This is a genomic window from Pseudanabaena minima str. Chao 2107 (assembly GCF_051131155.1).
Taxonomy (GTDB): Bacteria; Cyanobacteriota; Cyanobacteriia; order Pseudanabaenales; family Pseudanabaenaceae; genus Pseudanabaena; species Pseudanabaena minima.
This window is the reverse complement of the sequence record NZ_CP159508.1, coordinates 4,621,681-4,647,744: the sequence shown is the minus strand read 5'-3', so window position 1 is coordinate 4,647,744 and position 26,064 is coordinate 4,621,681. Positions and strand designations below refer to the sequence as shown.

Below are 26,064 nucleotides of genomic sequence, written 5' to 3'. Positions count from 1 at the left end.
TAAATTCGCGACCTGCAGGTCACAAATTTACGGGGTTTAGTAATTTATTTTGTACAAGTACTTACTCATTTGCAATTCTCTATAGTTGGAAAGATAGAAGAGAGACTTTGTTATTTTCTAATTGGTGAGTTTCTCACCTTGATATCTACGCTTAGGATAATGGCATGGAAAAAGTTTTAGTAAATCAGATATGTTTAGGTGATCCTGCCCATGATATTTGGAAAGGACAACGTCATCCCCTTGATTGTATTTTTCATCCTCGCTCTGTTGCTGTGATTGGTGCAAGTGAAAGAGAAGGAAGTGTTGGAAGGACATTATTATGGAACTTAATTCGTAGTCCTTTTGGAGGAACTGTTTTTCCCGTTAATCCTCAGCGTCATAGTGTATTAGGAATTAAGTCCTATCCTGATATCGCGAGTGTCCCTGAAGTAGTTGATTTAGCTGTAATTGCCACACCTGCGGCAACAGTGCCACAGGTGATTCGGGAATGTGTAGCAGTGGGGGTGAAGGGTGCAATTATTGTTTCGGCAGGGTTTAAAGAGATTGGTGAAGCAGGAGAAGCTTTAGAACAACAAGTTCTCGCCGAAGCAAGACGGGGTGGGATGCGAATTATTGGACCAAATTGTTTAGGGTTGATGAATCCTCTTGCAGGTTTAAATGCCACTTTTGCAGGAACGATCGCTCGTGCAGGCAATGTTGCTTTCATTAGTCAAAGTGGAGCGCTCTGTACTTCGATTTTAGACTGGAGCCTCGGCGAAAATGTGGGGTTTAGTGCCTTCGTCTCTATTGGCTCGATGTTGGATGTTGGTTGGGGGGATTTGATTGAATATCTGGGTGATGATCCCCATACTCACAGCATTGTGTTGTATATGGAATCAATTGGAGATGCCCATGCTTTTCTATCAGCAGCCCGTGAAGTTGCCATGGACAAACCGATTATTGTTCTGAAAGTTGGTCATACAGAAGCAGCCGCAAAAGCAGCAGCTTCGCATACAGGTGCGTTGACAGGCAGTGATGAAGTGCTGAATGCCGCATTCCGCCGTTGTGGGGTTTTGCGGGTACATACGATTTCTGACCTATTTGATATGGCAGAAATTCTCGCCAAACAACCTAGACCCAAGGGAAATCGCCTCTCGATTGTCACCAATGCGGGAGGTCCTGGCGCGATCGCTACCGATGCTCTGATCAGTGGTGGTGGTGCATTGTCAGAACTAGCCCCTGAAACATTGCAACAACTCGACCAATTTTTACCGCCTCAATGGAGCCATCACAATCCCGTTGATATTTTGGGGGATGCCAGTAGCGATCGCTATGCCAAGACTTTAGAAGTTGTGGCGAATGACCCCAATAGTGATGGATTACTCGTAATCTTGACTCCCCAAGCGATGACCAATCCTACACAGACGGCGGAAAAACTCAAGGCTTATAGTCAATTAGGCAAGCCCGTCCTCACAAGTTGGATGGGCGGCGCAGAAATTGCCGCAGCAACCCAAATCCTCAATCAAGCGAATATTCCCACCTATCCCTATCCCGATACTGCCGTTAGATTGTTTAACTATATGTGGCGGTATACCTACAATTTACGAGGGATCTATGAAACACCTTCCTTACCTGCGGACTCGGATCAACATGCGCCTGATCGCCTGCTTGCTGAAAAAATCTTAGCGCCAGCCCTCGGCAGCGATCGCAATCTATTAACTGAATATGAGTCTAAGAAATTACTTGCTGCCTATGGTATCCCCACCGTACCGACTGAAATTGCTACTAGCGATATTGAAGCTGTCGAAATCGCCGATCGCTTTGGTTATCCTGTCGTTCTGAAGCTCCATTCTGAAACGATTACGCACAAAACTGATGTGGGTGGTGTGCGCTTAAATCTATCTGATGCCGCAGCCGTTACTCGTGCTTTTATGGCGATCGCTTCTAAAGTGCGTGCTATTGATCCTCAAGCTTTCTTGGGCGTAACTGTACAGCCTATGGTAAAGATGGAAGGCTACGAACTGATTTTAGGAAGTAGTCTCGATCCTCAGTTTGGTTCGGTAATGCTTTTTGGGATGGGAGGACAATTAGTAGAAATCTTTCAAGATCGTGCTTTAGGGCTACCGCCATTAAATACTACCCTTGCGCGACGAATGATGGAGCAAACACGCATCTATCAAGCTTTGCAGGGAGTCAGAGGAAGAAAGGCGATCGATCTTGCCAAACTTGAACAGTTATTGGTTAACTTTAGCCAGTTAATCGTTGAGCAGCCTCAAATTCGGGAAATTGATATTAATCCTCTGACGGTTTCTCCTGAGGGCATGATTGCTCTAGATGCGCGAGTAGTTCTTCATACAACCGCTGATATTGACAATCGCCCCGTTCCTGCGATTCGCCCCTATCCCACTAAGTATGTGCAGCTATGGGAATCAAGAAAAGGAGATCTCCTTAAAATTCGCCCGATCCGTCCTGAAGATGAGCCACTCATGGTGCAGTTTCACCAAAGTCTCTCAGAAGAGAGCGTCTATTTGCGCTATGCCCACATGGTCAAACTTAAGCAACGGATTGCCCATGAGCGACTCACTCGGATTTGCTTCATTGATTACGATCGCGAAATCGTCTTAGCTGCTGATTATAAAAATCCCCAAACATCAGAGCATGAGATTTTGGGAGTAGCAAGGCTCAGTAAGTTACATGGTACAAACGAAGCGGAATTTGCACTCATCGTTAGCGATCGCTATCAGCATCAAGGGTTAGGTACGGAGTTATTACGCCAACTGTTGGAGGTTGGTAAGGAAGAAAAACTTGAGGCGATCATTGGTTACATCCTCAATAGCAATGACAAAATGCAAAGCCTCTGTCGCAAACTAGGCTTTCAATTACACCAAGATGCTGAGCAAGGGATGTTAAAAGCTATTTTTGTGGATTCCCACTAGATCAAAGAAATTGTTAAAAGCATTGCTGCGCAATGCTTTTAACAATTTCTTTGATCTAGGTTTGAGCGCAAAGCACTTTAAAAAAATAGACTTTACAAATTTGGATTAAATTTGCTAAACTAGATACCCGTCGCCTAAATTAAAATGCGCCAAACTACAGCATAATAAAGAACAATACTTTGCTACCAAAATAAGCATGACTCAAATAATCGTTGGTGAAAATGAAGGGATTGAATCGGCTCTACGTCGATTTAAGAAAAAAATCCAGAAAGCTGGCTTACTAGCAGATATTCGTCGCTGTCAGTATCACGAGACCGCAGGCGAAAAACGTAAGCGTAAGGCTGAAAATGCTAAGCGTAGAGGTCGTTTTCGCCGTCGCGATAGTTAATAAAAATAAAAAAGAGGAGCGCAATGCGCTCCTCTTTTTTGGGTTAATAGCCAACACCTAATAATTTATTTTCGCGCCGAAATTGACTAGGTAGCATCACATCAGTACCATTTGCCCAGACCCCTAGGCGATCGTTTTGTGCTTTTAACTCAATTTCTTCATATCCTTGGCAATCTTTTTCTTGCAGGCGATCATAATGCGCCAGTCCTAGTGAAACCATTACTTTATTAGCATTTTGTCCACCTGCTAAAACTTCACCGTTGTAACGCCCAAATTTATCTTTTTTAAAAACTCTGACAAAAATTTCTTCATCGTCAAGAATATTTTGCAGAACTTGTCGCGCATGTCCTCCTTCATCTTGGAGTAACTCAGGTGCATCAATACAGGCGAGATGGACTTTAGTTTTGATGCCGCGATCTACCAGAGTTATGTTATCGCCATCAAAAACTCTAACTGCAAATGATGCAGCCCATACAGGTTGAGTAGCGATCGCAAAACAACATATATTAATCATGAAGATCAAAATCAATTGCTGTGCTCTATTAACAAAAAAATAGGCGAATGACATTTAAGGTAAATTTATAAACTTAGAGAAACTACTCTAATATTAAATGCTGTTATCTAAGCTTGACTTTAACACTCGATTTGAACCAATCAGTGAAAATCGTCAAAAGTCAAATTTTGACAATGCACTTGAAGGACTAAGAGGTATAGCTGCTTTATGGGTTGCTTTTCACCATACTCTTGGAGGTAATTTTGACCCAAAATTTCAGCCTCCTAGTATATTTCACCATTTTACCGTTGGTAGAGAAGCTGTACTGATTTTCTTTGTTTTATCAGGATATGTTATAGGACTTACCTGCATAAATAAATTTTCAAAGAATAATGCTTATTCTTATTTGTTAAAACGGATAGTTCGTCTATATCCAATGTATTTAATAGCAATCGTTATTTCGTATGGTATTGATTACTTTATTGGACATAAATCGATAGATAATTGGCAAATTATCCTTGGCAATATCTTTTTTTTACAAAACTTATTTGTTCCTGTTACTTCTTCAAATGGGGCTTTATGGTCATTAAACTATGAAGTTGTTTATTATCTAGTCTTTTTACTTATTTGGAAATTTAGACCGAAGCTATTACCACTGTTCATTGGCTTAGCTACAATAATTATCTTAGTATGGATTTTTAATCCTTTGCCCAATATTTTGTCAGGATATCTAGCTGGGTGGATTTTTTGGCTACTTGGGCTATTTCTTGCATGGAGAGTTCCATCTAGAGTACAAAATATTAAAGTTCCACTTATAAGTATTTTTTTATTATTTTATGCAAATAAAGAACTACGTTTAGGTGCTAATATTCTTGATATATTACACTTCAATAATCCTGGAGAAATAGTTACTTTTGGGGATATTACAATACTCCCAATTTCTATTTTACTTATAGCTATAGTTTCAAATAGGATAATTTTAAATAAGGCTAGTAATGTATATAGAAGTTTATATACAATCTCTCTAATAATGCCTTTATCTATTATTGTTTACAGCTTTTTAAAAAAAGGAGGATTTGGATCTGATAACTACACTATTGCGGCAGTTGAGATATTTTTAGCAATAGCATTTTATGGAATTAAATTAAGTCCTTCTATCCTCAAATATTTAGCTTTTTTTGGTAGTATTTCTTATGGAATTTATATCTTTCATGGACCAATAATAGGTATTGTTGGATATTATTTCCCATTTTCAGGCAATGTATGGAGTTATTTACTACGTTTGATCGTATGGATAGTACTTACTTTTTCCCTATCTTATCTTATGGATATTAAAGTTCAACCAAAGATCAGAAATTGGGTCAGGTCAAATATACCAATTTGATTTGCAATAATCTGAATGAGATTTTTTAATTTGAGTTTGATATAGCTATTTGTAATGTGCTTTGCACGCCTCAAATGACGGAAAATGGTAAGAATCACTTCGCGATTCTTACCATTTTCAGCTTTTGTTGAACTGACGTTTTTTAGGTAGCAGCGATCGCAAATTCACCACGACACTTTGCGCCACCATCTGCGATCGCTAGTTCATGGAGGGTAAATTCATCACCTAGTTTATGCACTAGTGTTTCTAGTAAATCTCGAATCTCACCATCCGTATTTACTAGAGGAGCCGTATCAGAAGCGATCGCCTCTAAGAAAATTGGAGACTTGAGGCAACTTTGCAAATCTGCGGCTGAAAGCTCGACATCCATGGTCACGCGGATAGGATCAAGTAATCGTAATGCTTCGCCTTTAAGGATTTGAGAAATATTTAGGTGAATAGCTTCAGCGCACAAATCGATATTAGTAATCGCTAAGCCCTGATATTTTGCCCCCACACCAATGACTGTGGCTTTAGGAATATCACCGCTTAAGATCTGACGACTTTTGCCAGCGATCGCAATTTCGAGCGCTTCGATATGCTCGACCTGCGATCGCAACCATAGTTTAATAATAGGAATTAATACAGAACTAACCACAGACATGAGTTGAACCTATTTAAGGTTTTGGCAGTCAAAACTAATAGCTTAGAAATAAGTTAAACCTGCCAATATTGCCTAAATAAGTATAGATGCTCATATGGATGTTCGCTATAGATGTTCAGAGCGGTAAATATAGATATCAGAGAATCACCTCATAACGATCCCGATCTCGCGATTGTGCAAGCTTGCTTGCAGGGTGATCCCCATGGTTTTAAAAAACTGTATCAACGTCATCATCACAAGGTGCGCTCAACGCTCTATCAGCTATGTGGTTCCGATGGTCTTGATGATTTGGTGCAAGATGTGTTTTTGCGAGCATGGAAAGGACTAGCCAAATTTCGACAGTCCGCACAGTTTTCGACATGGCTCTATCGTATTGCTTTCAACGTGGCAAGCGATCGCCGCAAAGCTCTAGCTAAAATGCGATCGCGTAATATCTCTGTCGAAGATGACCAACTGGAAAATCTTGCTGATGATGCGATCATCCGTGAAAGTGATGGACAACCGAGTCTAACCCACATGCATTATCAAGACCTCATGCAACGTGGTTTGGCAAAACTAAGCGAAGAGCATCGTGCTGTCCTAGTTCTGCATGATCTTGAGGAGTTGCCTCAAAAAGACATCGCCGAAATTTTATCTATTCCTGTTGGCACGGTGAAATCACGATTGTTTCATGCCCGTAGTGCCATCAAAAAGTTTTTAGAAGCGCAAGGAGTCGAGTTATGAAAAACAAATATTCTCAAGGATTTCCAGAAAATTTTGGGGAAGACTCTAGCGATGGTTCGCATGACTCCTTAGTGTCTTTTCTCAAGCAAAACAAGCCCATCGCCCCACCACCTGCGCCAAATTTTGAGCGGCAGCTATTTGCTGAAATCCATAAACATCCGCAACGATCAGCAAAATCCTCTAAAGCCCCTTTACGCCGTTGGTTACCTTGGACTTTGTTAATTCCCGCAGCGATCGCCACAGGGATAACATTTAATTGGGCAACTAACCGTTCACAGTATCAAGTTGCAAATATCCCCAATATCAGCCAAGGAAAATTAATTAGTGAGGATGATCAAGTGGCGATCGAGCAGTCATTGATCAATAGTTGGAATGCTACTGATATTACAGGGCTACAAGCTGCAAATACATCAACAACGACATCGGACACACAGCTTTTGATGGAGTTGTCTCCCCTTGAGTATGAATAACCTTCCCCCTAAATTCCTAGTTTGTCAGTTAAATATCGATAAATATTATGTTTAAGTCAAAAGTCTTTCAATATAGTGCGATCTCTGTAGCCGTAATTGCTACTAGTGGTGCAATCTGGGCTAGTAACGCTAATTTAAAGTCACAATCTCCAGCCCAATCTCAAACTCAGTCACAGATAAATTCTCAGCCTAGCTCTGAAAACAAACCAGAATTAGAACCTGACATATTAGCCCAAGCTCCAAATCGTCCAGATCGTGATGAAAATGTGAATATGCCTTCAGGTAGGATGCTAAAGCAATTAAATTTATCGACTGAGCAGTTACAAAAACTTAAGACCATTCGCGAGCGGGATCTTGTGCGTATCCGAGAGCTAGCACAGCAATCACGTCAGGCTAATAAAGAGTTACGAGATTTACTAGCTGGTACAGCCAGTAGCGATACGATTCGTTCTAAACATGATCAAGTACTAAATCTTCAACAAGAATTACAAAAGCAACATTTTGAGCGAATGTTAGCTATGCGTGAAATCTTGACACCACAGCAGCGATCGCAGCTCCACGACATCTTACAAAAAAATCGCCCAGCCCGTATGAAAGAAGGTATGCGCGATCAATTCAAAAGCCGCATACAAAAGCGATTTGATGATACAGATGAACGGTCAACCCTATAAATTACCCAAACCCGTAAAGTTGCGCCCAAAAGGGGCGCGACTTTACAGGCTTTACTCTGTAATTAATTGCACCTAGCTACTTAAGTCGCTGAGTGCAATTAATTACAAAATCCCAAAAACTGTGGCGCACGATGCGCGTGCGACACAGTTTTTGGCATAACTCCCATAACACTGACATCCAAAAAGTATTGCAAAGCTATGCTTTTGGGATGTCAGTGTAAATACCTAACGCGAAGAAATTGTTAAATCCCCTTACCAAATCTAGAACTGCTCTTAAGATAATTTCTAACTGTTACTAATACTTCTGTTGAGTTTTATAAAGATTCACAAAGAAAGCCTGAACCTCATAAACTTGCATGACTGACTCTTTATCTTCTTACAAACCAGAAACCCAATCACTGCCAATGGCTGAAAACTCTACCAATAGTAAGTCTGAAGTCACAAACCGATTGATAGAGCCAATTGTTTTAATTCGTCGCATCGCCTTTGGAATAGCGATCGCAACTTGGATGGTGATGGCGATCGGTAGTGCTACTCGTGTGATGAATGCAGGCTTGGCTTGTCCCGACTGGCCTCTGTGCTATGGATCGGTATTACCTGCTCAGCAGATGAACCTTCAAGTATTTTTAGAATGGTTTCATCGCCTTGTTGCTTCCTCTGTGGGTTTTGCCACAATTGTTTTATTTGGGGCAAGCTGGTATTTCCGTAAATCTTTGCCAACATGGTTGCCTTGGGCGACTTCAGGATCATTATCTCTAGTAGTTTTTCAGGGGATTTTGGGTGGGCTGACGGTAACACAATTACTGCGATTTGATATTGTCACTGCCCATTTAGGCACTGGATTATTATTTTTCTCTAGCTTGCTAGCGATCGCGACAGCTTTAACTAATCAAGCCAGTTTTGCTAACATGCGAAGCCCATCAAAAAAGCTTGCTTGGTTTGGTTTATCGGCAGCAGTTTTAGTTTATTTACAAAGTATTCTCGGTGCATTAGTTGCTTCTCAATGGGCGTTACATCAGTGCTTTGCCACACAGGATATGTGTATTGTTTTGAATGCACACCTGCTTGGAGTGATCCCAGCTACCCTTGCTACCATCGTTTTAGTGGTTACGGTCTGGCTATCAAAAGCGATTGCCTCTGTATTAAAACTTGTGGCAATGATCGCAGGTTTATTAGTAATTGCTCAAGTGGCGATCGGCTATGCCACTTATAAATTGCACCTACAGGTCGAACCTCTCACCATTGCTCACCAAGCTACAGGTTCAGCATTGCTCGGAATCCTTGTTTGCTTCGCTGTGTTAGCATTTAGAGCCACTAGGCAAGACCAATCTTTAACTCAAGAACAGAATCAAGTGCAACCTGCGATTCGCTAATTGTAATAACTGCGAAATATTTTAGGAGTTAAGCGTAATGCAAGAAACAGCGATCCCAGAAAGTATATTTGTTGAAGCAAATCAGACAACTCAAGTAACTCGCAACTGGCGCGATGTGATTCAGGATTATACAGAATTAACCAAGCCACGCATTATCGTCCTGTTACTAATTACCACCGCAGGAGCAATGTGGATTGCTTCGGAAGGACAAGTAGATGGATTTTTGATGTTCATTACAGTTTTAGGAGGGGCGATCGCCGCAGCTTCGGCAAATGCGATTAACTGTTTATACGATCGCGATATTGATGCCAAAATGGAACGGACCAGTTGGCGACCAATTCCATCGGGGCGAATTCAGCCTCTTCATGCCCTAATCTTTGCGATCGCCTTAGCAGTCATTTCCTTCACGCTGTTGGCTGTTTATGCCAATCTCCTAGCCGCCTGTCTGGCTATGTCGGGGATTGCCACCTACGTCGGGGTTTATACGATTTGGCTGAAGCGTTCTAGCACTCAAAATATTGTCATTGGTGGTGCAGCAGGAGCGATCCCGCCTTTGGTTGGTTGGGCATCTGTAACTGGAGAATTAAGCTGGGCGGCATGGGTTTTATTTGCAATTATTTTTGTGTGGACTCCTCCGCACTTTTGGGCTTTAGCATTAATGATTCGCGATGAATATGCCAAAGTGGGCGTGCCAATGCTACCTGTTGTCAAGGGTGCAGAGGTAACGGCGCATCAGATCTTGCTCTATACCCTATTAATAATTCCCGTGTCGTTATTGTTGGTTTATCCTTGTAATGTCATGGGAGTAGTCTACGCCGTGTCAGCCGTTGGACTAGGTGGTGCGTTTATTTATAAGGCAACTCAGTTATTAAAGGAACCGAGCGATCGCACTGTCGCCCGTTCTGTTTTCAAATATTCGATTCTCTATCTGGGTTTACTTTGTGTGGCGATGGGGGTTGATAGTTTGCCAATTGCTCACATTTCGGGAGCCCAAGCGATCGCTTTATTGCAAACTACAATCGCAACAATAAACCTATAAAGAGAAGAGGCACTTTATGCCTCTTCTCTTTATAGATCGTGAGAAGTCAAAGCAGCAACTTTCAACCAAGCTAAATACAGAGGTTTATTTCCCCGCCTTCGGCGGGGAAATAAACCTCTGTATTTCTTGTTAAATTGTCGGTCAGGTGATAGTTTTTAGAATTTGATTAGGTCTACAATAGACAAACTTCAATTTAGGCAGAATTTGAGTGAATCCTGATCAATCGCCAATACTAGAAAAAATTCGGCAACAGTTTGATAGTAGCCCCTATCCTCGTATCCCTTTGGAACAGTCGCCCAAGGATAACGCTTATCAGCTATATATCCATAATTTAGTTACAGCTTTTTATCGACGCGATCTCCAAGTCATTGACACAACAGATAGATTGATCTTAGATGCGGGATGCGGCTCTGGATATAAGTCTTTGATTTTGGCTGAAGCTAATCCCAATGCAAAAATTATTGGTGTGGATATATCGTCAGAGTCAGTGAAACTAGCCGAACAGAGGCTGAAATATCATGGTTTTGATAATGCTGAGTTTCACTGCTTATCAATTGAGGATCTGCGTGATCTGGGCTATCAGTTTGACTACATCAACTGCGATGAGACTTTGTATCTGATGCCTGATCCTACGATCGCCCTAGCAGCAATGAAATCTGTTCTAAAACCTGATGGCATTATTCGCGCAAATTTACATAGTGCTTTACAGAGATTGAGTTTCTTCCGAGCGCAGCAAATGTTTACATTGATGGGGGTGATGGATCGGGACATTGGAGATCTTGAAATAGAGACAGTAATTGAAACAATGCAAGCCCTGAAAGATAACGTCAATCTTAAAGTACAGACTTGGGATGCTAGTTTTTTAGGAGAATCTGGTAAAGAGAAGATCTTAACGAATCAGTTATTACAAGGCGATAAGGGCTTTGAGATCGCAGATATGTTCTCAGCACTGAGAACGGCTGAACTAGAGTTTGTGAGTATGGTTAACTGGCGAGACTGGAATCTCAGAGAGCTTTTTAAAGAGTCGGATAACTTGCCGTTGGTTTGGGAAATGAGTTTGCCAGATGCAAGTATTGAAGATCAGTTACGGATGTATGAGCTAATTAATCCAGTCCATCGTCTATTAGATTTTTGGTGTGGTCATTTCAGCCAACCACCTCAAATGACATCCTTTTGGAATGAATATGACTGGTATTCCGCAAAAGTATATCTACATCCACAGTTACAGACTCAGCGATTTAGCGTAGATTTGCAAAATTGTGTGATGCAATGTCGTACAGTGAATTTGAGTCAACATTTATCTTTGGTTAAGTCAGTTGTAACTGTTGATAGCTCTATGGCGGCTTGTCTATTGCCTTTACTCGATTCTCCGCAAACTATTGCCACTTTGAGCGAATATTATGCAAAGATCAGACCAGTTAATCCGCTCACTTTGCGATCGCAAGGTGTAGCCGAGGTATTACCGTTGGTGCAAAATACTATTTGCGATTTAGAAAGCCTCGGTTACTTGATGATAGATAAAGCCTAAAGTCCCCAGTAAGTTAATACTATGTCTACTAATTATCAATTCGGAGATCGCTATCTAGAATATCTATTTGATAATTATCCTGATACTGATGCGAGTATTTTATCTAGATTAGAAGAAGTAATTGAGAATACTAATTGGGATAACCCTATTAGTTCCCTTGACTGGAATAACTTGGCTGTAAGCGACTTAATTAAAGCATCTCAAGAAGAAGATTTACAGATAAAAACGAGCATAGTTGCAGAAGCTAAGGCAAAGTTAGAGAGGGGATTTGCGCTTGATCAAAACTTACATTGCGCTGCTCATTATATTTTGATTCAAAGCATCTTAGGGGAAGATGCAGGCGCGAATAGTCTTGCATTGCATACAGTGGTTAATATGCCGCAGACTGCCGAATACGAGAAAAATACAGTTGTTAGTCTAATCTATTTACCTGCATTGTCTAGGGGGACTCAAGAACTTGAACTAATGTTAAAAGCTGAAAGTGGCTATCAGCAAGCAAATATGTTCTTAGCAGAAGTAATTAGGCGATCGCAATTTATTTTTTATAATTCTTTTGGCACAAGGTTTCTAAAATTAGCAAATCAGATTTTCCACGATAGTTCTGCTATTTGCTTAATGTTAGGAGTGACCCATCTAATGGCAAATCAAGCTGAAGGAGTTGCTTATTTGCAGCATGGACGCAAGCTTACACCCGAAAATCCAGCAATTTTACAAGGGTTATATTTGGCTTATCGTGGTTTTGGCGATCTAGGTAAAGCTAAATATTGGATGGATCAAGCAAATGACTTGCGTCTAAAGTTAGGTCGTGAAAATGCAAGCTGGCAATGGACTAGTCTGTTAGTGGATGAGGCTATGACTTATGTTAGTTTTGATGAAGATGTGGTCATGGCGGTTGAGCCGAATTTTAAGAGTATTGTCACTAGCGTCTTGATTGCTCAAGGAGATTGGTTTGAACGAGAGATTGAGTTTTGGCGAGACAATATTCAGGAAGGAATGACCATTATTGATGTGGGAGCTAATGCTGGAGTATATGCATTTAGTGCAGCTAAGAGGGTTGGTGCGACTGGCAGAGTCTTAGCAATAGAACCTTTTTCGGCATGTGTAAATTATTTAAATGAAACCTGTCGAGTTAATCAGTTTGACTGGGTTAATGTTTGTGCAGGAGCTGCTAGCGATCGCATTGGCAAAGCCAAATTATCAGTGGGTTCGGCTAGTGAGTTAAATGAAGTTGTCGCTGATGACAGTCTAGCATCAGGTAGTTTTGAGGAGGTAGATTGCTTCACATTAGACAGTCTGCTGGACAAGTATGATGTGAAGCGGGTTGATATGCTCAAAATTGATGCAGAAGGTCATGAGTTACAGGTCTTGAAGGGTAGTGATCGCCTGTTACAAGAATTCGCTCCAATCATCTTGTATGAAAATATTGCTGGCGCACAGGGAAGTAACTTACCTGTAGCGGATTATCTTAGAGAGCATAACTATAAATTATTTCGCTATCAGCCATACTTGAAGAATTTAGTACCAATTGAAATTGGTCATGATTTTCAGGGTAGTTTAAATATTATCGCTGTTCCTCATTAATCGATGAATAGTTCTATTAATTAGTTTTGTGAGAGTCAAATATGCTATTACTTATGCCAATTTTAAAGAAGAATGGTTTGCTAGAGCATATTCATGTCACAGTTGGTATTATCGGCTCTCGTAAAATAGATCAAAATGATGATTATTCAACTCGAGGTTGGGAGTTGTTTTCGCCCAATATGACCATCTATGGATTTGATGCTGATGCCGATGCTTGTGATGTAGCAAATGCTGATCTTGAAAAAAGACAAATTGAGTGGACTGAGAGACATTTTCCGATTGCATTAGGTAAGGCTGCTGAAGAGAGGACTCTTTATGTTACTAAAGCCTCTATGTGTAGCTCTCTTTATCCTCCTAATGAGCCTTACCTGTCTCGTATTGCAGGGCTTAAAGAGGTAGTTAGTTTAGACTTTAGCTTTGAAATTGATACAATTACTTTAGATCAATTCTGTCAAGAAGAGGATATAAATGAGATTGATTACTTACAAATTGATGTACAAGGAGCCGATCTTGATGTGCTAAGGGGAGCTACGAACATTCTTAATCGCAGTGTGTTAGGGATACAAATCGAAGTTGAATTTTCGCACTTATACATTGGACAACCACTGTTTGCTGATGTTGATAGTTTTCTAAGAAAAAGTGATTTTACTCTGTTTGATGTAATTCCATCTTATCGTCCTAGGGTTCGATCTCCAATTTGTTCAGAAGCAAGAAGGGGGCAATTACTTTGGGGAGAAGCATTTTATTTGCGTGATCTCATTCGTGATGATATCAGCGAACAGTACAAATCACCTGACAACTTACTCAAGCTAGCCTGTATTGCTGATATTCTAGGCTTCCCAGACTATAGTCTCGAAGTTTTGGAGTACCTAACCTTACAATACGGAACTAATCCTAATTATAATTGTGCCGATAGCATTATTGAATGTCTTACAAACTTTCCTGATTTAGTAGAACGTGGTCTATCTTCACTACCAATTGTTCAAAGTGTTAGACAATTTGCCACAAAAGATTTTGGTTTCTAGTTCCATTTGCTATCAAAGAAAGATTCAAGAAAGTTTTTCCTGAATCTTTCTTCTCATTTGTTCAGTAAGGTTTGTAAAATAACATACATATCCATAGCCAGTTTTTGAGGATTCCACAACGGCGCAAGATTAGTAGGATTTTTAGAGTCAATCAGTTTTTGCTTAATCGAATTTCTGAACTCTGACTCTAAACCATACCTAACCCCCCATGCGATATATTCTTCCCAATTATGAGCAATCCCTGCATCAATACTTAATGCTTGCAAGAACGAATAGCCCATCCTAGCAAAGGATTGTTCGCCCACCAGTGTTACTACTGGCAAATTGAACCACAGGACTTCGAGATTGTGACTGCCTCCATTGTAGGGGTAGGAATCTAGGAAAACATCCGCGATCGCATAGATACCCCGATGTTCTTCTTCGGTCTTGTAACTGGGCAAAAAGATAACTCGTTCATCAGTTACACCAATCTCGTCACAGATTTCGTTATAGATATTCCTAATCACTTCGCGATCGCCATTGCCTTTATGTAACAATACCGAATTAGGAACTTGCTGCAAAATGTTAATACAGGCTCTTGCACTATCGCGATTGAATTTACGTGCTGGAGCTGCATAGAGATAAGCTACCTGATCTTCATTGATGCCCAAATTTTGTCTATAGGCATCGCGATCAATGGAGATAGCATCAAACCCTGAAACTGCCATGTGAGCATCTGGCAGACGCAATATCTTTTCTAAATAATATTTATCAACACTTTCAGGATGGGTAAAGCGATCGCCAAGCCAATAGTTTTCTGATGACACAAAGGGAGCATCAAACCCAAGCCAAGATAGACATACAGGTGCAAGATTGCGACACAGAATATGCGTATTGATCGGAATCGTGACCGAATCTAAATCGATAATGACATCAAGCTGATCTTGAGTAATATCTGCGATTACCTGATTTAGACGACTATCAAAGCTATTAACTTTACCTTCAAATTCATCACCATCATACCAGTAAGATTTCTCGGCTAATTGGGCAAATTCTCTAGTTCGTTCATCTACTTTGATCTCACTTGTTGCATACAGATATATGTGTGGTGTGATGTTTGATAATTCTCGAATTACATCAAGACTACACCAACCAACAGGATGACGGGCAAAGTGCGGAGATATAAATCCAATTTTGAGATTTTCTTTGGGAGCTCGCAAACAAGATAAAACTTCCGAACTAATCTTAGGCTGAATTATTCTTTGTCGGTACATTTCCCCAATCAGCTTATAAACACTAATATTCTGACGATGATCTCGTAAGTTGGGAAGGATAAATAGGAGGTGATTATATAGAACTTGAATTTCTGTTTTAGAGAATATTGTATGATTTTCTAGAACTAAATTCTCAACTTCTAGAATTCTCTCTTTTGCAATATCTCCATGTCCTGAATTAGCATAGTTAGTTAAGAAATTAACTAATGAAAGGATTTTGTCTGTTTGATAGCAATATTCAAGAAATTGATCGGCTATTTGCATCCTAAATTTATAGTTGCGATTTACAGAATTTTCGATATTAGCTAAGATATCGTTGTTATAGTTCCAGTAGGCTTGACCAAAAGCAGGATCTAGCTTGATTGCTCTTTGATAGCAGAAAGAAGCATCTTCTGTTTGTTTTGCTCTAGCAAAAGCATGAGCTAAATCACCGTAAAAATGAGCATCATTAGGGGCAATAGCTATTGCGGATTGTAAACAGGCGATCGCTTCTTCTATTTCTCCAAATTCTGTTAATGTCACACCTAACCCACCTAAAGCAAGTGCAGACTCAGGATTAATCTCGAGAGCAGATTGATAGGCATTAATAGCCCATTCCCATTCGCCTTGTTTAAAGAAAGCACTTCCCAAAGCTAAGGGAATATCAATGTCTTCAGAATTAAGCTCAAAAGCTCTATCATAGGCAGCAATCGCTTCATCTAGTTTATCTTGCCTAGAGAGCGCTAAGCCCAAATTATACAGAGCATTAGCATGACTTGGATCTAGTTCAATCGTGGTTTGGAAAGAAGCGATCGCATCTTCGAGATTTCCCGCTTCCACTTGAGAGATCCCCATATTGTAATAGGCATCAATGTATTCAGGATGCAAGGAAATAGATGCTTGCCAACAGGCGATCGCGGATTCCAGTTTACCCTTTTGCGCTAAACGAATCGCATCTTGGTTGCGTAACTCTGCTTCTGCAATGAACAACTCACGATCGGCAACAGGATCAATCTCAATTTCAGGCTCTTCAGTATCTAGCCAAATTTGCCACATCTGCTCATAAGCAGCTTCCATATCACGTGTAAATTGGCGCGAGTTCCAAAGTGGAGCAGTTTGCCTACCCTGCCGCAATTTGAGAATTACTTGATTACGCAAATCATGGTCAGTTCCGAGCCTAATTCCCCATTCCACATATTCTGCATCTGTCCATGCGATACCTTCAGTAATTCCCGCATTGATCATCATCGTATAGCTATTTCGCGCCGAAAATTGCTCTCCAACTCGCGTCACCATTGGTATACCCATCCACAGTGTTTCGAGGGTATGGGTTGCACCATTATAGGGATAGGTATCGAGGATCACATCGGCAATAATTAAATTCGCCCTATGTTCGGCTTCGCTATTTGTAATTGGCAGAAAGCGTAAACGATCTGTATTAACCCCTTCTGCTTCTGCAATTTTATAAAAGAATTCCTTAAGAGAATCCTGATCGCCATAGCTTTTAAGCACTAAATAAGCATTAGGAACTGACTTAATCACTTGCATTTGCAACCGAATTGTATCGGGATGACGCTTCATGCTAGCTTGAGCGCTGAAATAGATGACAGCATCATCGGGAATATCCAAAGTATCTCGACGCACCGTGGGAGTAGCCGACTCAAACCCATCAACAGCAATATAGGTCTGGGGTAATCGCCAAATTTTTTCTGGATAATATTCGTCTGCATCTTCAGGCAAGACGTAGGGATCGGCAATAAAATAATCAATAGCATTTTGACTCAAGGAATCCCAACCTAACCATGTCACCTGAACGGGAGCAGGCTTAAGAACAGAAATAATAGCAGCACATCCATAGGTGACGCTATCCAAATCTATCAAAATATCAATTCCATCTTTTTGAATTTGATTAGCAAAAGATGGGTGATTAGGTATTGGGTCTGTGTAGGATTTATGAAATTGACTTATATACCATTTCCTTAGAGGATCTTCCTTTGCATCTCCCACATATCCATAGATTTCATAATCATCATGATTATGATTTTGCACCAGCCATCTCGCTAGGTATCCAACTGAATGTCTTCTCATGCAGCTAGATAGATATCCAATTCTGAGAGGACGATCAAGTTTGCCGAGAGTCTTTCTCAAGGTCAGTCTTTTTTTGTACTCTAGGCTTTTATCTTGATAATCCTGATAAATTTTCTGATTCGCTATTTTGCGAACCTCTTTCATCAAAAGATGTCTTTCACGCGGTTGATCGGTAAAGTAAGGATAGTAAAATCCTGTCGTAATTAGATAGCTGACCTCATCATATTTGATTAAATTTGAATAATCACAATTTAACATCTCCTTTAAACTTATTATATATTCCTGATAAAATTGCTTTGAATCTTCCCAATATAAGCAATTAACAATCAGAGTTCTAGTCATAGATTCACAAGAAATGACCCTATCGATCACATGACTATCTTTAGATATTTCATACAGTCTCTTGGCAGTTTGAATAGCTTTAGGATTGTCTGTAGTTAAACAAAAATCGATCAGATTCCTTAAAAAAGATTTATTGCGTGGTTCTAGTCTTAACCCCATTTCAATAATCCGCACAGCCCGATCTTTTTTATCTTGATTGTTTAGATAAATACTAATTATAGGTAGCTTTTCTATAATTATTTTCAGATATTGACTATGGAAGCTACACAACTTTTCTACAAAATTTAAGGTGGCTTCGTCGCAGTCTGTAAAGATTAAGATTCTTTCCAAAAAATCAACGAAAAAACTTTCTTCAAGTGGAGAAAATTCTGCATTTTCCAAAAGATTAACAACATTTAAATCAACTAGACAACTAGAAATATATGCTTCTTTTTTAATGAACAGATTGACAATGGAAATTAAGTTATAAAAATCATGGGGATTGAGTTCACGCAAAACATTACGAATTGGAAGAGCAAGATCATATTTTTTCAGTTCTTTTTGTTTTTCGGCTTCTGCATCTAAAAAGTTGATAAATTGTTGATCGCCACTCTCAAGACTATCGATATCACTTTTGCCTAATGCTTTGAGCCAATTTATTTCTGCTTCTGCAATTTCTCCTGCCAGAAACAAACATAAGCCTAAATAGCAATAATCAGAAGTATTCCCATTACCTGAATTAATAATTTCCTGAAAAATTATTTGTGCATCCTCATATTCCTGTTTTTCAATGTGTGAATATGCTAAGTCTTGCAGTTGTTTATTTAATTTAGAGTTCATAACTTGTCGCTTACCGCGCTTACTTGAAAATTGTTATATAGCGTTTATCAGTCTAGTGAAGTACGGGTTTGTTTCCCCGCCTTCGGCGGGGAAACAAACCTTTGTACCTCGCTTGCTTGTAAAACTCTATATACATATACATAGAATAAAGATGGGTAGAAGATATAAATCAACTACCCATCTCAATATATTTAGTGTAGACCAGTCTAAAAACTAGTTAACAGGAACAAAGCCACTATTGGCAGCTTGGTTTGCACATACTGGAGCCAAGCTTGTATTCAGTACAAAGCCGTAGGTTACGTTGGCAGCCGCAGCAGCGCCAGCGATGCTAGAAGCGCCGTTATTAACTGGAGGAAGTTTTGCTTCACAAAGAGCAGCCAAGGTCGTTGCTTCGCCAGATCCAGCAGGAGTTGCCAAATTAACAGCACCTACATAAGCCTTGATGCTAGGTTCGCGGGGAACAGCACCACTGTAAGAATTAGCGTTTGTACCAGTTGTTCCTCTGGAAGCACCTGTTGTTGTATAGTCGTAGTTTTCAGTTGTTGCGGCAACACCGATTGACAAGTTGGTTAAGCTATCAGCAAAGCGTTGCTTTTCTAGATAGTAAGCTTGTTGAGCGCGGTTAGCAGAACCAACGTAGGTTTTAGCTTCAGACTGACGAGCTTTTGCAGCTTGGTTAAGGAAAGAAGGAAGTGCGATCGCAGCAAGAATACCGATGATGATGATAACAACGAGAAGTTCGATCAGGGTGAAGCCCTTTTCGCCATCCTTCTTGTTGAGCATGTGTTGGATGAGCTTGGTCTTGAATTCAGATTTCATAATTCTTTATTCCCGTGTATGTCAAGAAAGTTAACTTGTTGGGTTGTTGTGAAAGTAACTTACCCATAAAAAAACAGGATGCTATCACTCTGGCTAAAAATATTTTTGGCTGCGTAACATCTGTTGAAGCAAACTCGCTATTACTGCAACGAAAAACCCGTAGGACAAACCATTGTCTGAGCTATGGGATTCAACGCCCCAGGAGGTATAGGACTAATATTTGGTGTATTCCCAAGGCAAAAAATAGTGTCAATCCGCACTATTCCCGGAATACCTACCACACCAACAAGTGACCTGAGGTAAGGAGAGTTAGGCACAGCCACGTTTGTAATTAGCTGCTTGGGTTGCTGAGGCGTAAAGTTTCCATCCACACTACCTGCCAAAGCACTGTAAGTATAGGAAGAGGAAGCAGTATCTACCCCAAGTCCTAAGTCACCAATATTACTAGTAAATGTCCTTCTTTCTAGGTAGTATGCTTGCTGCAAGCGGCTCATAGTACCAATATATGCCTTTGCTTCGGCAAATCTTGCTTTGTCAGCTTGACTTAAAAATGAGGGGAGCGCGATCGCGGCAAGCAAACCAATAATAATGATTACCACCAATAACTCAATGAGTGTAAAACCTTGTTCTTTCTGGTTTACGGTACTAAAATGGCGATCGCGTAGCCATAAGCTGATGATATATTCCAATTCCAAATTATTAAAGTTCACTTTCCCGCACCTACAGATAACTTTTACCCCTTGTCCTATAGATCAAGTTACCCATTTTTGCGAGATTTAAACCTCTCCAAAATATTCCAAAATATTAAAGATTCTCGTTTTTAGATTAATCACATCGCGTGCATTACAAAACATATTAGCCTTAAGACGATGATCGTTACATACCCCAATCACTAAAACATTAATATGTTCAATATATGCAGCATTCAGAGCCGCCTTCCCCTCCTCATAAACAAGCGGGATACCTGGCTGAATGATGGCAAGATTTTGAAAAAATTGATTGGTACTAGCAAAACAACGATCTATGTATTGACTTAGCAGGTCGAAATCCACCTCAGTTTTGCCTTGAATATCGCCAAGGGTGTAAGCAATCATGTCAATTGGAGTGCGATCGCTTATAAAAGGGCTAACAGATTCTTGCCAAATTCGCTCGGCAGCATCTAAAACATGATTCTGCACAAATAGCCTTGTCTTAAAGTCCATTGGTTCCGCAGGGTCTAAACCAAGTTGGGCAAAAACTTGACTGGTCGTGGTGCGAACAAAGGGAATATTTAGCTGTGAAGAGATAGCGATCGCTAGTGTTGTTTTGCCAGTACGATGTGCGCCACAGAGTCCCAGATTGCCTTCAAGTTTAAACATCGTCTGGATCGATACCTAAAGCTCGTAAACGCTCAGCAAGACGATTAGCACGTAGGCTTTCCTGCTCAGCACGTCGGCTTTCTTGCTCAGCGCGTCGGCTTTCTTGCTCAGCACGTTGTTGTTGTGTCTCAGCACGTCTACGCTCTTGGGCGGTGCGTTGCTGTTCTTGCCAAACTTGGATTTCTGATTGCTGTAAACGCTGGCTCAGTTCTACAGGTGACAAAAATCTCTGTCCATCAGGACGCGAAATAATTAAATCCTGTCCCATTGCCCAATCAAATCTGATCCCTAACAATGGACTAACCCAATTCAGCATTGATGGAATTTGGACGAGGCGATCGCCAACTCGCTGCCAGCCTTCTAAGATCAAATCATCGGGATCGTAAATGTAATATTCCTGAACCCCGTAGGTTTGATAAAAGTCAAACTTATCTTCAAGGGAATCTTGTCCACGCCGATCTTTATTACTGGGTGACAGGATCTCAAAAACGACCTGTGGCGCAATATTATCCTCTAACCATTGTTTATACGATCCCCTGCGACCTTTGGGACGACCGAGAGCCACCATCACATCAGGGGCAACTCGTTTTTGAGTGCGACGCACTGGATACCAAAGCAAATCCCCAGCTACAAATACATTAGGATCATCGGCATACATGATCTCTAGATTTTCTTTGATGATTACAATCCAGCGATATTGTTCGGTATTGTCAGCCATAGGATTGCCGTCACTGTCAGGATAATCGATCTCTGGAATCGCTTCTTCAGTTGTTAGAGGTTGCAGAGTCATGGATTTACCCTCACCGAAACCTGTGCATGATTTATCCATTAAAACATAATCGCTAAACATGAAAGACGATGTTTTGTCGCCTTTCATATTTAGCATTAAGCACCCAATACCCGCTTAGCTCTGGCTAAATAGGACTGACGATCAGCTAAGCCATTTGTGCCACCGTTGATGATACGGGTAATAGTAAGGACATCATCGCGATCAGCATGGTTATTAAGTTTGCGAGTATCCCAATACCAACCAGCACTGAGACAGGCTAGATCAAAATCTGCTAAACGTTGAGGATTACTAATCAAGTCCACACCCAATGCACGACCACAATCAATATAGTTGGCTCTACCTGTAACTTGGATCAACCCCCGCCCTTTAAACCTCACACCATCGCCAGCCTGAGTATTACCAAGATCCCTTCTTCCTTCATAGTCTGCACCAGAAGCATATTCCTCGTTAGTGTTAAATCCATCGCTTTCATGTCCCAATTGAGCGAGGAAATGCGCTTTACGCAGAGGTGTCGTGATTGCGTAACGCTGCATTGTGTTATTCAAGTGGGGCAGCAGTTTTTCAAGGCGATCGCGTCGGGAATAGGGGGCGATCGCACTCAGTTGTTCTTGAGTAATCAACCCAGAAGTTGTAGTTAGATTGGTTTCAGTAGTTCGGGGATATAAGCCCTCATATGGCTCTTGATCGAGACGACGGGGAGGTAAATTATTGAGAACCCGAATCGTGCTATCAACTAGTACATCCTTGGGGTTGAAATCATCTTTAAGCCCAGTAATCAATTGATCTAAGCGCCGCGCTGCTAATTTGCGATGCTCAGTCAGATTCGGTGCTTGGTAAAGTCCTTCATAGGGTTTTCGTAGGATGGGGCGCAAAGTTAAGCCACTCATCACCCTGATTAAGTCATCAATGCGACCATCAGCACTATTATGTTTTGGATCGGTGATCTGACCGATCGCTGCTACTAATGTCTGTGCCGCTTGTTTGCGCCATGTTGCCAAATCTGCCGCAGGAAAAAGTCCTGCATAGGGCGAACGCCCTGTTGGACGTGCGGGTAAATTACGTAAAAAACGAATCAAGTCATCGATCGCCCCATCAAAAATGCTCCCTTCAACATCGGGAATCTTTGGCACGGAAGATTGAAGAGTTAATGCAGCCCGACTACGCCATGTTGGTAAATCGGCCGCAGGAAAAATACCTGCATAGGGCTGTCGAGTCTCTGGACGTGCGGGTAAGTTATTTAACACGCGCACGAGATCATCCACCAGTCCATCTTTTTCATTGATCGTATTGCCGACAATTTTGGGAACTAGAAAAGCAAGGGTTGCGGCTGCTTGCGATCGCCAAATCTCAACTTGTTTCATTGCCTTGATCGGGTAATTTCCACTTTGCGTAACACCATCATCTTATGAAACGCCCAAAAATCAATTTAACGAAGAAAGGATAACGGAAAAAGATTTTGCCTAATCCATTGACAATCCATTGGCGTAAACTAATGATCGCTACAGGCAAATATGGCTCCACCAAGGACTCAAGGGTAACGATGAAGCTATTTGCCCTTGCTTCGATAGGTATGGCAACTCTGATCGTAATCCAACAAAAAATTAAAATGATAACTACCGCGATCGCCACCAGCCGAAAAAATTGACTTTCTAGAAGACCGAGTAAATTTGTGAAAAATTTCTGGCTAGATTTTGGTAGCGATGGCAAGGTCAGATTAAGTTTGGAATAAATCCACCAAATCATTAAGACCACAATTGGAGCAGCACTCGCCATCGCCCAACATTGATTAGATAAATAAGCAGTTAAATCGGCTGAGAAACTAAATCTTTTCCCCAGATTTTGCAACGGATCACACCATGTGATTGTTGTTGTAAAAGATACAGTGGCGATCGCAAATGGGCGTAATTTTTGCTCAACATAATCAGTGATCGCAGTTAAAAATTGCCGCGAAATTTGACTAACCACAAAACTATGGGTCGTTAAAATGCGATCGGCGCGAGGATGATACAAGATATCCTCACAAACTTTTTGACTCAGATCTCCATCTATATTCATCAAAGTCCGCAATATGGGTAGATCTGGTTTCGTTAAATCTTGCTCCGCCCCAGTTTTATCAGTGTAATAAGTCCAAATGGCGATTGCCCCTTGTCGTTTTGCCGCCATGCCCACACTAGAGGCTAATACTTTTAGTAAATCCCGACTATTAACTCTATAAATAATCTCATTAGCATTAGCTAAACCCTTTGTATCCAGATAAATCTGGTCAATAACAGTGGGATTGAGCCACAAACTAATTTCGTCATCAATAACAGCCAACCAATCAGGCATAGCCACCATAATTATAAGTTACCCAAATTTGCAAGGTTTTGCCCCGAAGGGGCGCAACCTTGGAAACCCAAAATTGTAAATTTTCATTTTTACGAGACGTAACCTTGCGAACCTAAATTGGTAAAGTTGCGCTCCACAAGGGCGCAACTTTACCAATTTAGGTTCGCAATTAATTACGTTCATAGTTATTTTGGTCGGAACTGCATCAAGTCTTTGACTAGATTTACGCAAGTGAGGATCAATCCTGACCATTGTTTCTCAGCATTTTCGACCGCTTGATGATGCAAATCAAAAACTAACTTTGCCATCTTGGGATCAATCTTGCTTCTAGCTGGTACAAACAAATCATCCAAAAAGCGATTGGTCAAATCACCATCGAGTTGAAACCTAGTCTGAGCATAGACACGTTCACCATTTAAAATTGATTGTTCAAGCTCCCATAACTTGCGGAAATAACGAATCATTGGCGCATCAGGAATTATTCTTCCTTCGGCATCCTTAGCAATATCTAATTGCAATACCTTGTCCGCTAGTTCCTCATAACAAGCTTGTTCAATCTCAAACTGCTCCTTTTGTTGAGGATCAGTCAAATTTTGACGATTGTTAAAAGCTCGCTCTGCTCGTTTATAAATTTCTAAATCACGGTTATATCGATCAAGTTCAGTCTGTGAAGCTGCCGATCCTTGCTTTTGCAGTTCCTTACTACGGTCAAGGAGAGATCTTCTGATGTCTTGCAGCCCCTCCTCTGTTTTGTACATGATGTTTTCGAGTAGATCAGAGTAAAACTGTCTTGCATCAAATCTGTTAATTGGAATGTGGCTGACAATCATGGTGTTGACTTCCAGCACCGTGATTTCTTCTAAAACATCTTTGATCGTTTCTCGAAATTTATTAAGGGTTGTACTCTCACTAGCACCATCTTTTTTGATTGGTGTTGAAGGTTGAGTATTGTTAGCAAGGTTTACGCGATCCGACTTAATCCGAGTCGGCGCATTTTCGGCATTAACTTTGGTGTTTGTAGCCTGATCTTGCATACAGATTCCCTTCACGACAGGTCGAATAAATTAGACAGGACTAGACTCGACTAAGAAAGCGATCACTGCTACTAAAATCAACCGCATCTTCTTCTGTCTCTGGCTCACTTTCACCATTTAACAAACCTGTTACCTTTTGTCCAATATCGACTAGAGTTTTGAGATTATTGGCGATCGTCTCTGCACCTTTCTCCACTTGAATCTCATGAAAGCCACGTAGCTCTGCATAGGGAGAACCCTGCAAAAAGTCTGCGCCTAACTCATTTTCAATATCCCCATCAATCAGATTAATCGTGGTTCTTAAGCGATTACCTGCTCTATGGGTAGTATCACCTTCATGCGCGACCCAAGTCACAATTTCTAACTGTACAAGGTCAGAAAATATTTCAACCAGAGCATCACCGAAATTCTTGGTTTCTTTGAGCTTACTTTGAAAACGTACTGACGCTGTAGCTGTGACTGATACCGAAGAACTTGCATACGTCATAACTGATACCTAATAAGAATTTGAATAATTTCTGAGCCAAGGCAAATAGCTAGTTAAAATCTTAATCTCTTAACAATAGACTTTATTCACAATAAAGTATTTTATAAATCAATTTTCATAAATATCTTATAAATTAATTTGAGCCAAAGTAACTTAAGCCACTTGAATTTAATATGCATTAAACAGGCATCAAACAAGTTTAATGATAATCAGATAGCTCTATTAATTCCATTGGCACAAAGCTCTCTTGTGGTAGCAAAATCAATTGGGAGTAAATAAGTTTGCCAGTCATATCTATGCGATTGATCGCTATTCCCATCGGACGTGGTAGTTGTGCTGCGTAGGAATCAGCATAGTAGCGATAAATCTGCTTCGCAGCTCTGATAATCATGGGATCGACTTTTTTGACTACAGGTTCTGACTGTCTCTCTGGATATTCGAGGCGTTGGGCGGCATATGACACAATGTAAACCCCTTAAATTTGACTATTCTTTTGCCTTATAAAAAGCTGCATCAGGACTTTAGCTGACTTTG

23 protein-coding genes are annotated in these 26,064 nt (G+C 40.7%); 11 read left to right on the top strand and 12 right to left on the bottom strand.

Annotated features, from left to right (window positions below; translation table 11 throughout):
• The first annotated feature begins 164 nt into the window (after positions 1 to 164).
• Both ABM313_RS21050 and rpsU read left to right on the top strand, forming a co-directional pair.
• Positions 165 to 2,915, top strand: a complete 2,751-nt coding sequence (locus ABM313_RS21050; RefSeq protein ID WP_434685097.1) for a bifunctional acetate--CoA ligase family protein/GNAT family N-acetyltransferase — start codon at positions 165 to 167, stop codon at positions 2,913 to 2,915.
• A 196-nt stretch (positions 2,916 to 3,111) separates the two neighbouring features.
• Entirely contained in the window at positions 3,112 to 3,303 is a 192-nt protein-coding gene (gene rpsU, locus ABM313_RS21045) for a 30S ribosomal protein S21 (protein WP_094532977.1), read from the top strand.
• A gap of 43 nt (positions 3,304 to 3,346) precedes the next feature.
• Here rpsU and ABM313_RS21040 read toward each other — a convergent pair whose 3' ends face one another.
• Positions 3,347 to 3,817, bottom strand: coding sequence for a thermonuclease family protein (locus ABM313_RS21040; RefSeq protein ID WP_434685096.1), 471 nt, complete (start codon positions 3,815 to 3,817; stop codon positions 3,347 to 3,349).
• Between the two features lie 97 nt (positions 3,818 to 3,914).
• On the opposite strand from ABM313_RS21040, the gene ABM313_RS21035 reads away from it, so the two are divergent.
• Positions 3,915 to 5,180, top strand: coding sequence for an acyltransferase family protein (locus tag ABM313_RS21035; protein WP_434685095.1), 1,266 nt, complete (start codon positions 3,915 to 3,917; stop codon positions 5,178 to 5,180).
• 142 nt (positions 5,181 to 5,322) lie between these two features.
• Here ABM313_RS21035 and ABM313_RS21030 read toward each other — a convergent pair whose 3' ends face one another.
• Positions 5,323 to 5,823: an LmeA family phospholipid-binding protein gene (locus ABM313_RS21030; RefSeq protein ID WP_434685094.1), complete on the bottom strand. Its 501-nt coding sequence runs from the start codon at positions 5,821 to 5,823 to the stop codon at positions 5,323 to 5,325.
• A gap of 111 nt (positions 5,824 to 5,934) precedes the next feature.
• On the opposite strand from ABM313_RS21030, the gene ABM313_RS21025 reads away from it, so the two are divergent.
• From ABM313_RS21025 to ABM313_RS20990, 8 genes are all read left to right on the top strand, one after another.
• Positions 5,935 to 6,546: a sigma-70 family RNA polymerase sigma factor gene (locus ABM313_RS21025; RefSeq protein WP_434685093.1), complete on the top strand. Its 612-nt coding sequence runs from the start codon at positions 5,935 to 5,937 to the stop codon at positions 6,544 to 6,546.
• The gene (locus tag ABM313_RS21020) at positions 6,543 to 7,016 is read left to right on the top strand and encodes a hypothetical protein (protein WP_434685092.1); all 474 of its coding nucleotides are present in this window, start codon (positions 6,543 to 6,545) and stop codon (positions 7,014 to 7,016) included. Before ABM313_RS21025 ends, ABM313_RS21020 begins: the two co-directional genes overlap by 4 nt.
• 47 nt (positions 7,017 to 7,063) lie before the next feature.
• On the top strand, positions 7,064 to 7,687 hold the full coding sequence (locus tag ABM313_RS21015) for a Spy/CpxP family protein refolding chaperone (RefSeq protein ID WP_434685091.1): 624 nt from the start codon (positions 7,064 to 7,066) through the stop codon (positions 7,685 to 7,687).
• Between the two features lie 356 nt (positions 7,688 to 8,043).
• The gene (locus ABM313_RS21010) at positions 8,044 to 9,060 is read left to right on the top strand and encodes a COX15/CtaA family protein (protein ID WP_434685090.1); all 1,017 of its coding nucleotides are present in this window, start codon (positions 8,044 to 8,046) and stop codon (positions 9,058 to 9,060) included.
• A 37-nt stretch (positions 9,061 to 9,097) separates the two neighbouring features.
• Positions 9,098 to 10,099 (top strand): heme o synthase, encoded by a 1,002-nt coding sequence (locus tag ABM313_RS21005; protein WP_434685089.1) that lies wholly within the window; start codon positions 9,098 to 9,100, stop codon positions 10,097 to 10,099.
• Between the two features lie 208 nt (positions 10,100 to 10,307).
• Positions 10,308 to 11,627: a class I SAM-dependent methyltransferase gene (locus tag ABM313_RS21000; RefSeq protein WP_434685088.1), complete on the top strand. Its 1,320-nt coding sequence runs from the start codon at positions 10,308 to 10,310 to the stop codon at positions 11,625 to 11,627.
• Positions 11,628 to 11,648: 21 nt separating this feature from the next.
• Positions 11,649 to 13,208 (top strand): FkbM family methyltransferase, encoded by a 1,560-nt coding sequence (locus ABM313_RS20995; protein WP_434685087.1) that lies wholly within the window; start codon positions 11,649 to 11,651, stop codon positions 13,206 to 13,208.
• Positions 13,209 to 13,249: 41 nt separating this feature from the next.
• Positions 13,250 to 14,233, top strand: a complete 984-nt coding sequence (locus ABM313_RS20990) for an FkbM family methyltransferase (RefSeq protein ID WP_434685086.1) — start codon at positions 13,250 to 13,252, stop codon at positions 14,231 to 14,233.
• Between the two features lie 53 nt (positions 14,234 to 14,286).
• Here ABM313_RS20990 and ABM313_RS20985 read toward each other — a convergent pair whose 3' ends face one another.
• The 10 genes from ABM313_RS20985 to ABM313_RS20940 form a co-directional block, all read right to left on the bottom strand.
• The gene (locus tag ABM313_RS20985) at positions 14,287 to 18,714 is read right to left on the bottom strand and encodes a tetratricopeptide repeat protein (RefSeq protein ID WP_434685085.1); all 4,428 of its coding nucleotides are present in this window, start codon (positions 18,712 to 18,714) and stop codon (positions 14,287 to 14,289) included.
• A 213-nt stretch (positions 18,715 to 18,927) separates the two neighbouring features.
• Positions 18,928 to 19,533, bottom strand: coding sequence for a type IV pilin-like G/H family protein (locus tag ABM313_RS20980; protein WP_434685084.1), 606 nt, complete (start codon positions 19,531 to 19,533; stop codon positions 18,928 to 18,930).
• A 140-nt stretch (positions 19,534 to 19,673) separates the two neighbouring features.
• The gene (locus tag ABM313_RS20975; protein WP_434685083.1) at positions 19,674 to 20,243 is read right to left on the bottom strand and encodes a type IV pilin-like G/H family protein; all 570 of its coding nucleotides are present in this window, start codon (positions 20,241 to 20,243) and stop codon (positions 19,674 to 19,676) included.
• Positions 20,244 to 20,309: 66 nt separating this feature from the next.
• Positions 20,310 to 20,891, bottom strand: a complete 582-nt coding sequence (locus ABM313_RS20970; RefSeq protein ID WP_434685082.1) for an AAA family ATPase — start codon at positions 20,889 to 20,891, stop codon at positions 20,310 to 20,312.
• Positions 20,884 to 21,681 carry a Uma2 family endonuclease gene (locus ABM313_RS20965; protein ID WP_434688542.1) on the bottom strand — a complete coding sequence of 266 codons (798 nt, stop codon included), beginning with the start codon at positions 21,679 to 21,681 and terminating at the stop codon, positions 20,884 to 20,886. Before ABM313_RS20965 ends, ABM313_RS20970 begins: the two co-directional genes overlap by 8 nt.
• A 95-nt stretch (positions 21,682 to 21,776) precedes the next feature.
• A complete protein-coding gene (locus ABM313_RS20960; protein WP_434685081.1) occupies positions 21,777 to 23,042 on the bottom strand; it encodes a glycoside hydrolase family 19 protein in 1,266 nt (421 codons plus the stop codon).
• 37 nt (positions 23,043 to 23,079) lie between these two features.
• Positions 23,080 to 24,009, bottom strand: coding sequence for a hypothetical protein (locus ABM313_RS20955; protein ID WP_434685080.1), 930 nt, complete (start codon positions 24,007 to 24,009; stop codon positions 23,080 to 23,082).
• Positions 24,010 to 24,194: 185 nt separating this feature from the next.
• Positions 24,195 to 25,043, bottom strand: a complete 849-nt coding sequence (locus ABM313_RS20950) for a hypothetical protein (RefSeq protein WP_434685079.1) — start codon at positions 25,041 to 25,043, stop codon at positions 24,195 to 24,197.
• A gap of 40 nt (positions 25,044 to 25,083) precedes the next feature.
• Positions 25,084 to 25,530, bottom strand: a complete 447-nt coding sequence (locus tag ABM313_RS20945) for a hypothetical protein (protein WP_434685078.1) — start codon at positions 25,528 to 25,530, stop codon at positions 25,084 to 25,086.
• Between the two features lie 199 nt (positions 25,531 to 25,729).
• Positions 25,730 to 25,993 carry a hypothetical protein gene (locus ABM313_RS20940; protein ID WP_434685077.1) on the bottom strand — a complete coding sequence of 88 codons (264 nt, stop codon included), beginning with the start codon at positions 25,991 to 25,993 and terminating at the stop codon, positions 25,730 to 25,732.
• Positions 25,994 to 26,064: the final 71 nt, after the last annotated feature.

Excerpts from the sequence above, each read along its gene's own strand:
- ABM313_RS21050 (WP_434685097.1), top strand. The coding sequence starts at position 165 with ATGGAAAAAGTTTTAGTAAATCAGATATGTTTAGGTGATCCTGCCCAT.
- rpsU (WP_094532977.1), top strand. The coding sequence starts at position 3,112 with ATGACTCAAATAATCGTTGGTGAAAATGAAGGGATTGAATCGGCTCTA.
- ABM313_RS21040 (WP_434685096.1), bottom strand. The coding sequence starts at position 3,817 with ATGATTAATATATGTTGTTTTGCGATCGCTACTCAACCTGTATGGGCT.
- ABM313_RS21035 (WP_434685095.1), top strand. The coding sequence starts at position 3,915 with ATGCTGTTATCTAAGCTTGACTTTAACACTCGATTTGAACCAATCAGT.
- ABM313_RS21030 (WP_434685094.1), bottom strand. The coding sequence starts at position 5,823 with ATGTCTGTGGTTAGTTCTGTATTAATTCCTATTATTAAACTATGGTTG.
- ABM313_RS21025 (WP_434685093.1), top strand. The coding sequence starts at position 5,935 with ATGTTCAGAGCGGTAAATATAGATATCAGAGAATCACCTCATAACGAT.
- ABM313_RS21020 (WP_434685092.1), top strand. The coding sequence starts at position 6,543 with ATGAAAAACAAATATTCTCAAGGATTTCCAGAAAATTTTGGGGAAGAC.
- ABM313_RS21015 (WP_434685091.1), top strand. The coding sequence starts at position 7,064 with ATGTTTAAGTCAAAAGTCTTTCAATATAGTGCGATCTCTGTAGCCGTA.
- ABM313_RS21010 (WP_434685090.1), top strand. The coding sequence starts at position 8,044 with ATGACTGACTCTTTATCTTCTTACAAACCAGAAACCCAATCACTGCCA.
- ABM313_RS21005 (WP_434685089.1), top strand. The coding sequence starts at position 9,098 with ATGCAAGAAACAGCGATCCCAGAAAGTATATTTGTTGAAGCAAATCAG.
- ABM313_RS20995 (WP_434685087.1), top strand. The coding sequence starts at position 11,649 with ATGTCTACTAATTATCAATTCGGAGATCGCTATCTAGAATATCTATTT.
- ABM313_RS20990 (WP_434685086.1), top strand. The coding sequence starts at position 13,250 with ATGCTATTACTTATGCCAATTTTAAAGAAGAATGGTTTGCTAGAGCAT.
- ABM313_RS20985 (WP_434685085.1), bottom strand. The coding sequence starts at position 18,714 with ATGAACTCTAAATTAAATAAACAACTGCAAGACTTAGCATATTCACAC.
- ABM313_RS20980 (WP_434685084.1), bottom strand. The coding sequence starts at position 19,533 with ATGAAATCTGAATTCAAGACCAAGCTCATCCAACACATGCTCAACAAG.
- ABM313_RS20970 (WP_434685082.1), bottom strand. The coding sequence starts at position 20,891 with ATGTTTAAACTTGAAGGCAATCTGGGACTCTGTGGCGCACATCGTACT.
- ABM313_RS20965 (WP_434688542.1), bottom strand. The coding sequence starts at position 21,681 with ATGACTCTGCAACCTCTAACAACTGAAGAAGCGATTCCAGAGATCGAT.
- ABM313_RS20960 (WP_434685081.1), bottom strand. The coding sequence starts at position 23,042 with ATGAAACAAGTTGAGATTTGGCGATCGCAAGCAGCCGCAACCCTTGCT.
- ABM313_RS20955 (WP_434685080.1), bottom strand. The coding sequence starts at position 24,009 with ATGCCTGATTGGTTGGCTGTTATTGATGACGAAATTAGTTTGTGGCTC.
- ABM313_RS20950 (WP_434685079.1), bottom strand. The coding sequence starts at position 25,043 with ATGCAAGATCAGGCTACAAACACCAAAGTTAATGCCGAAAATGCGCCG.
- ABM313_RS20945 (WP_434685078.1), bottom strand. The coding sequence starts at position 25,530 with ATGACGTATGCAAGTTCTTCGGTATCAGTCACAGCTACAGCGTCAGTA.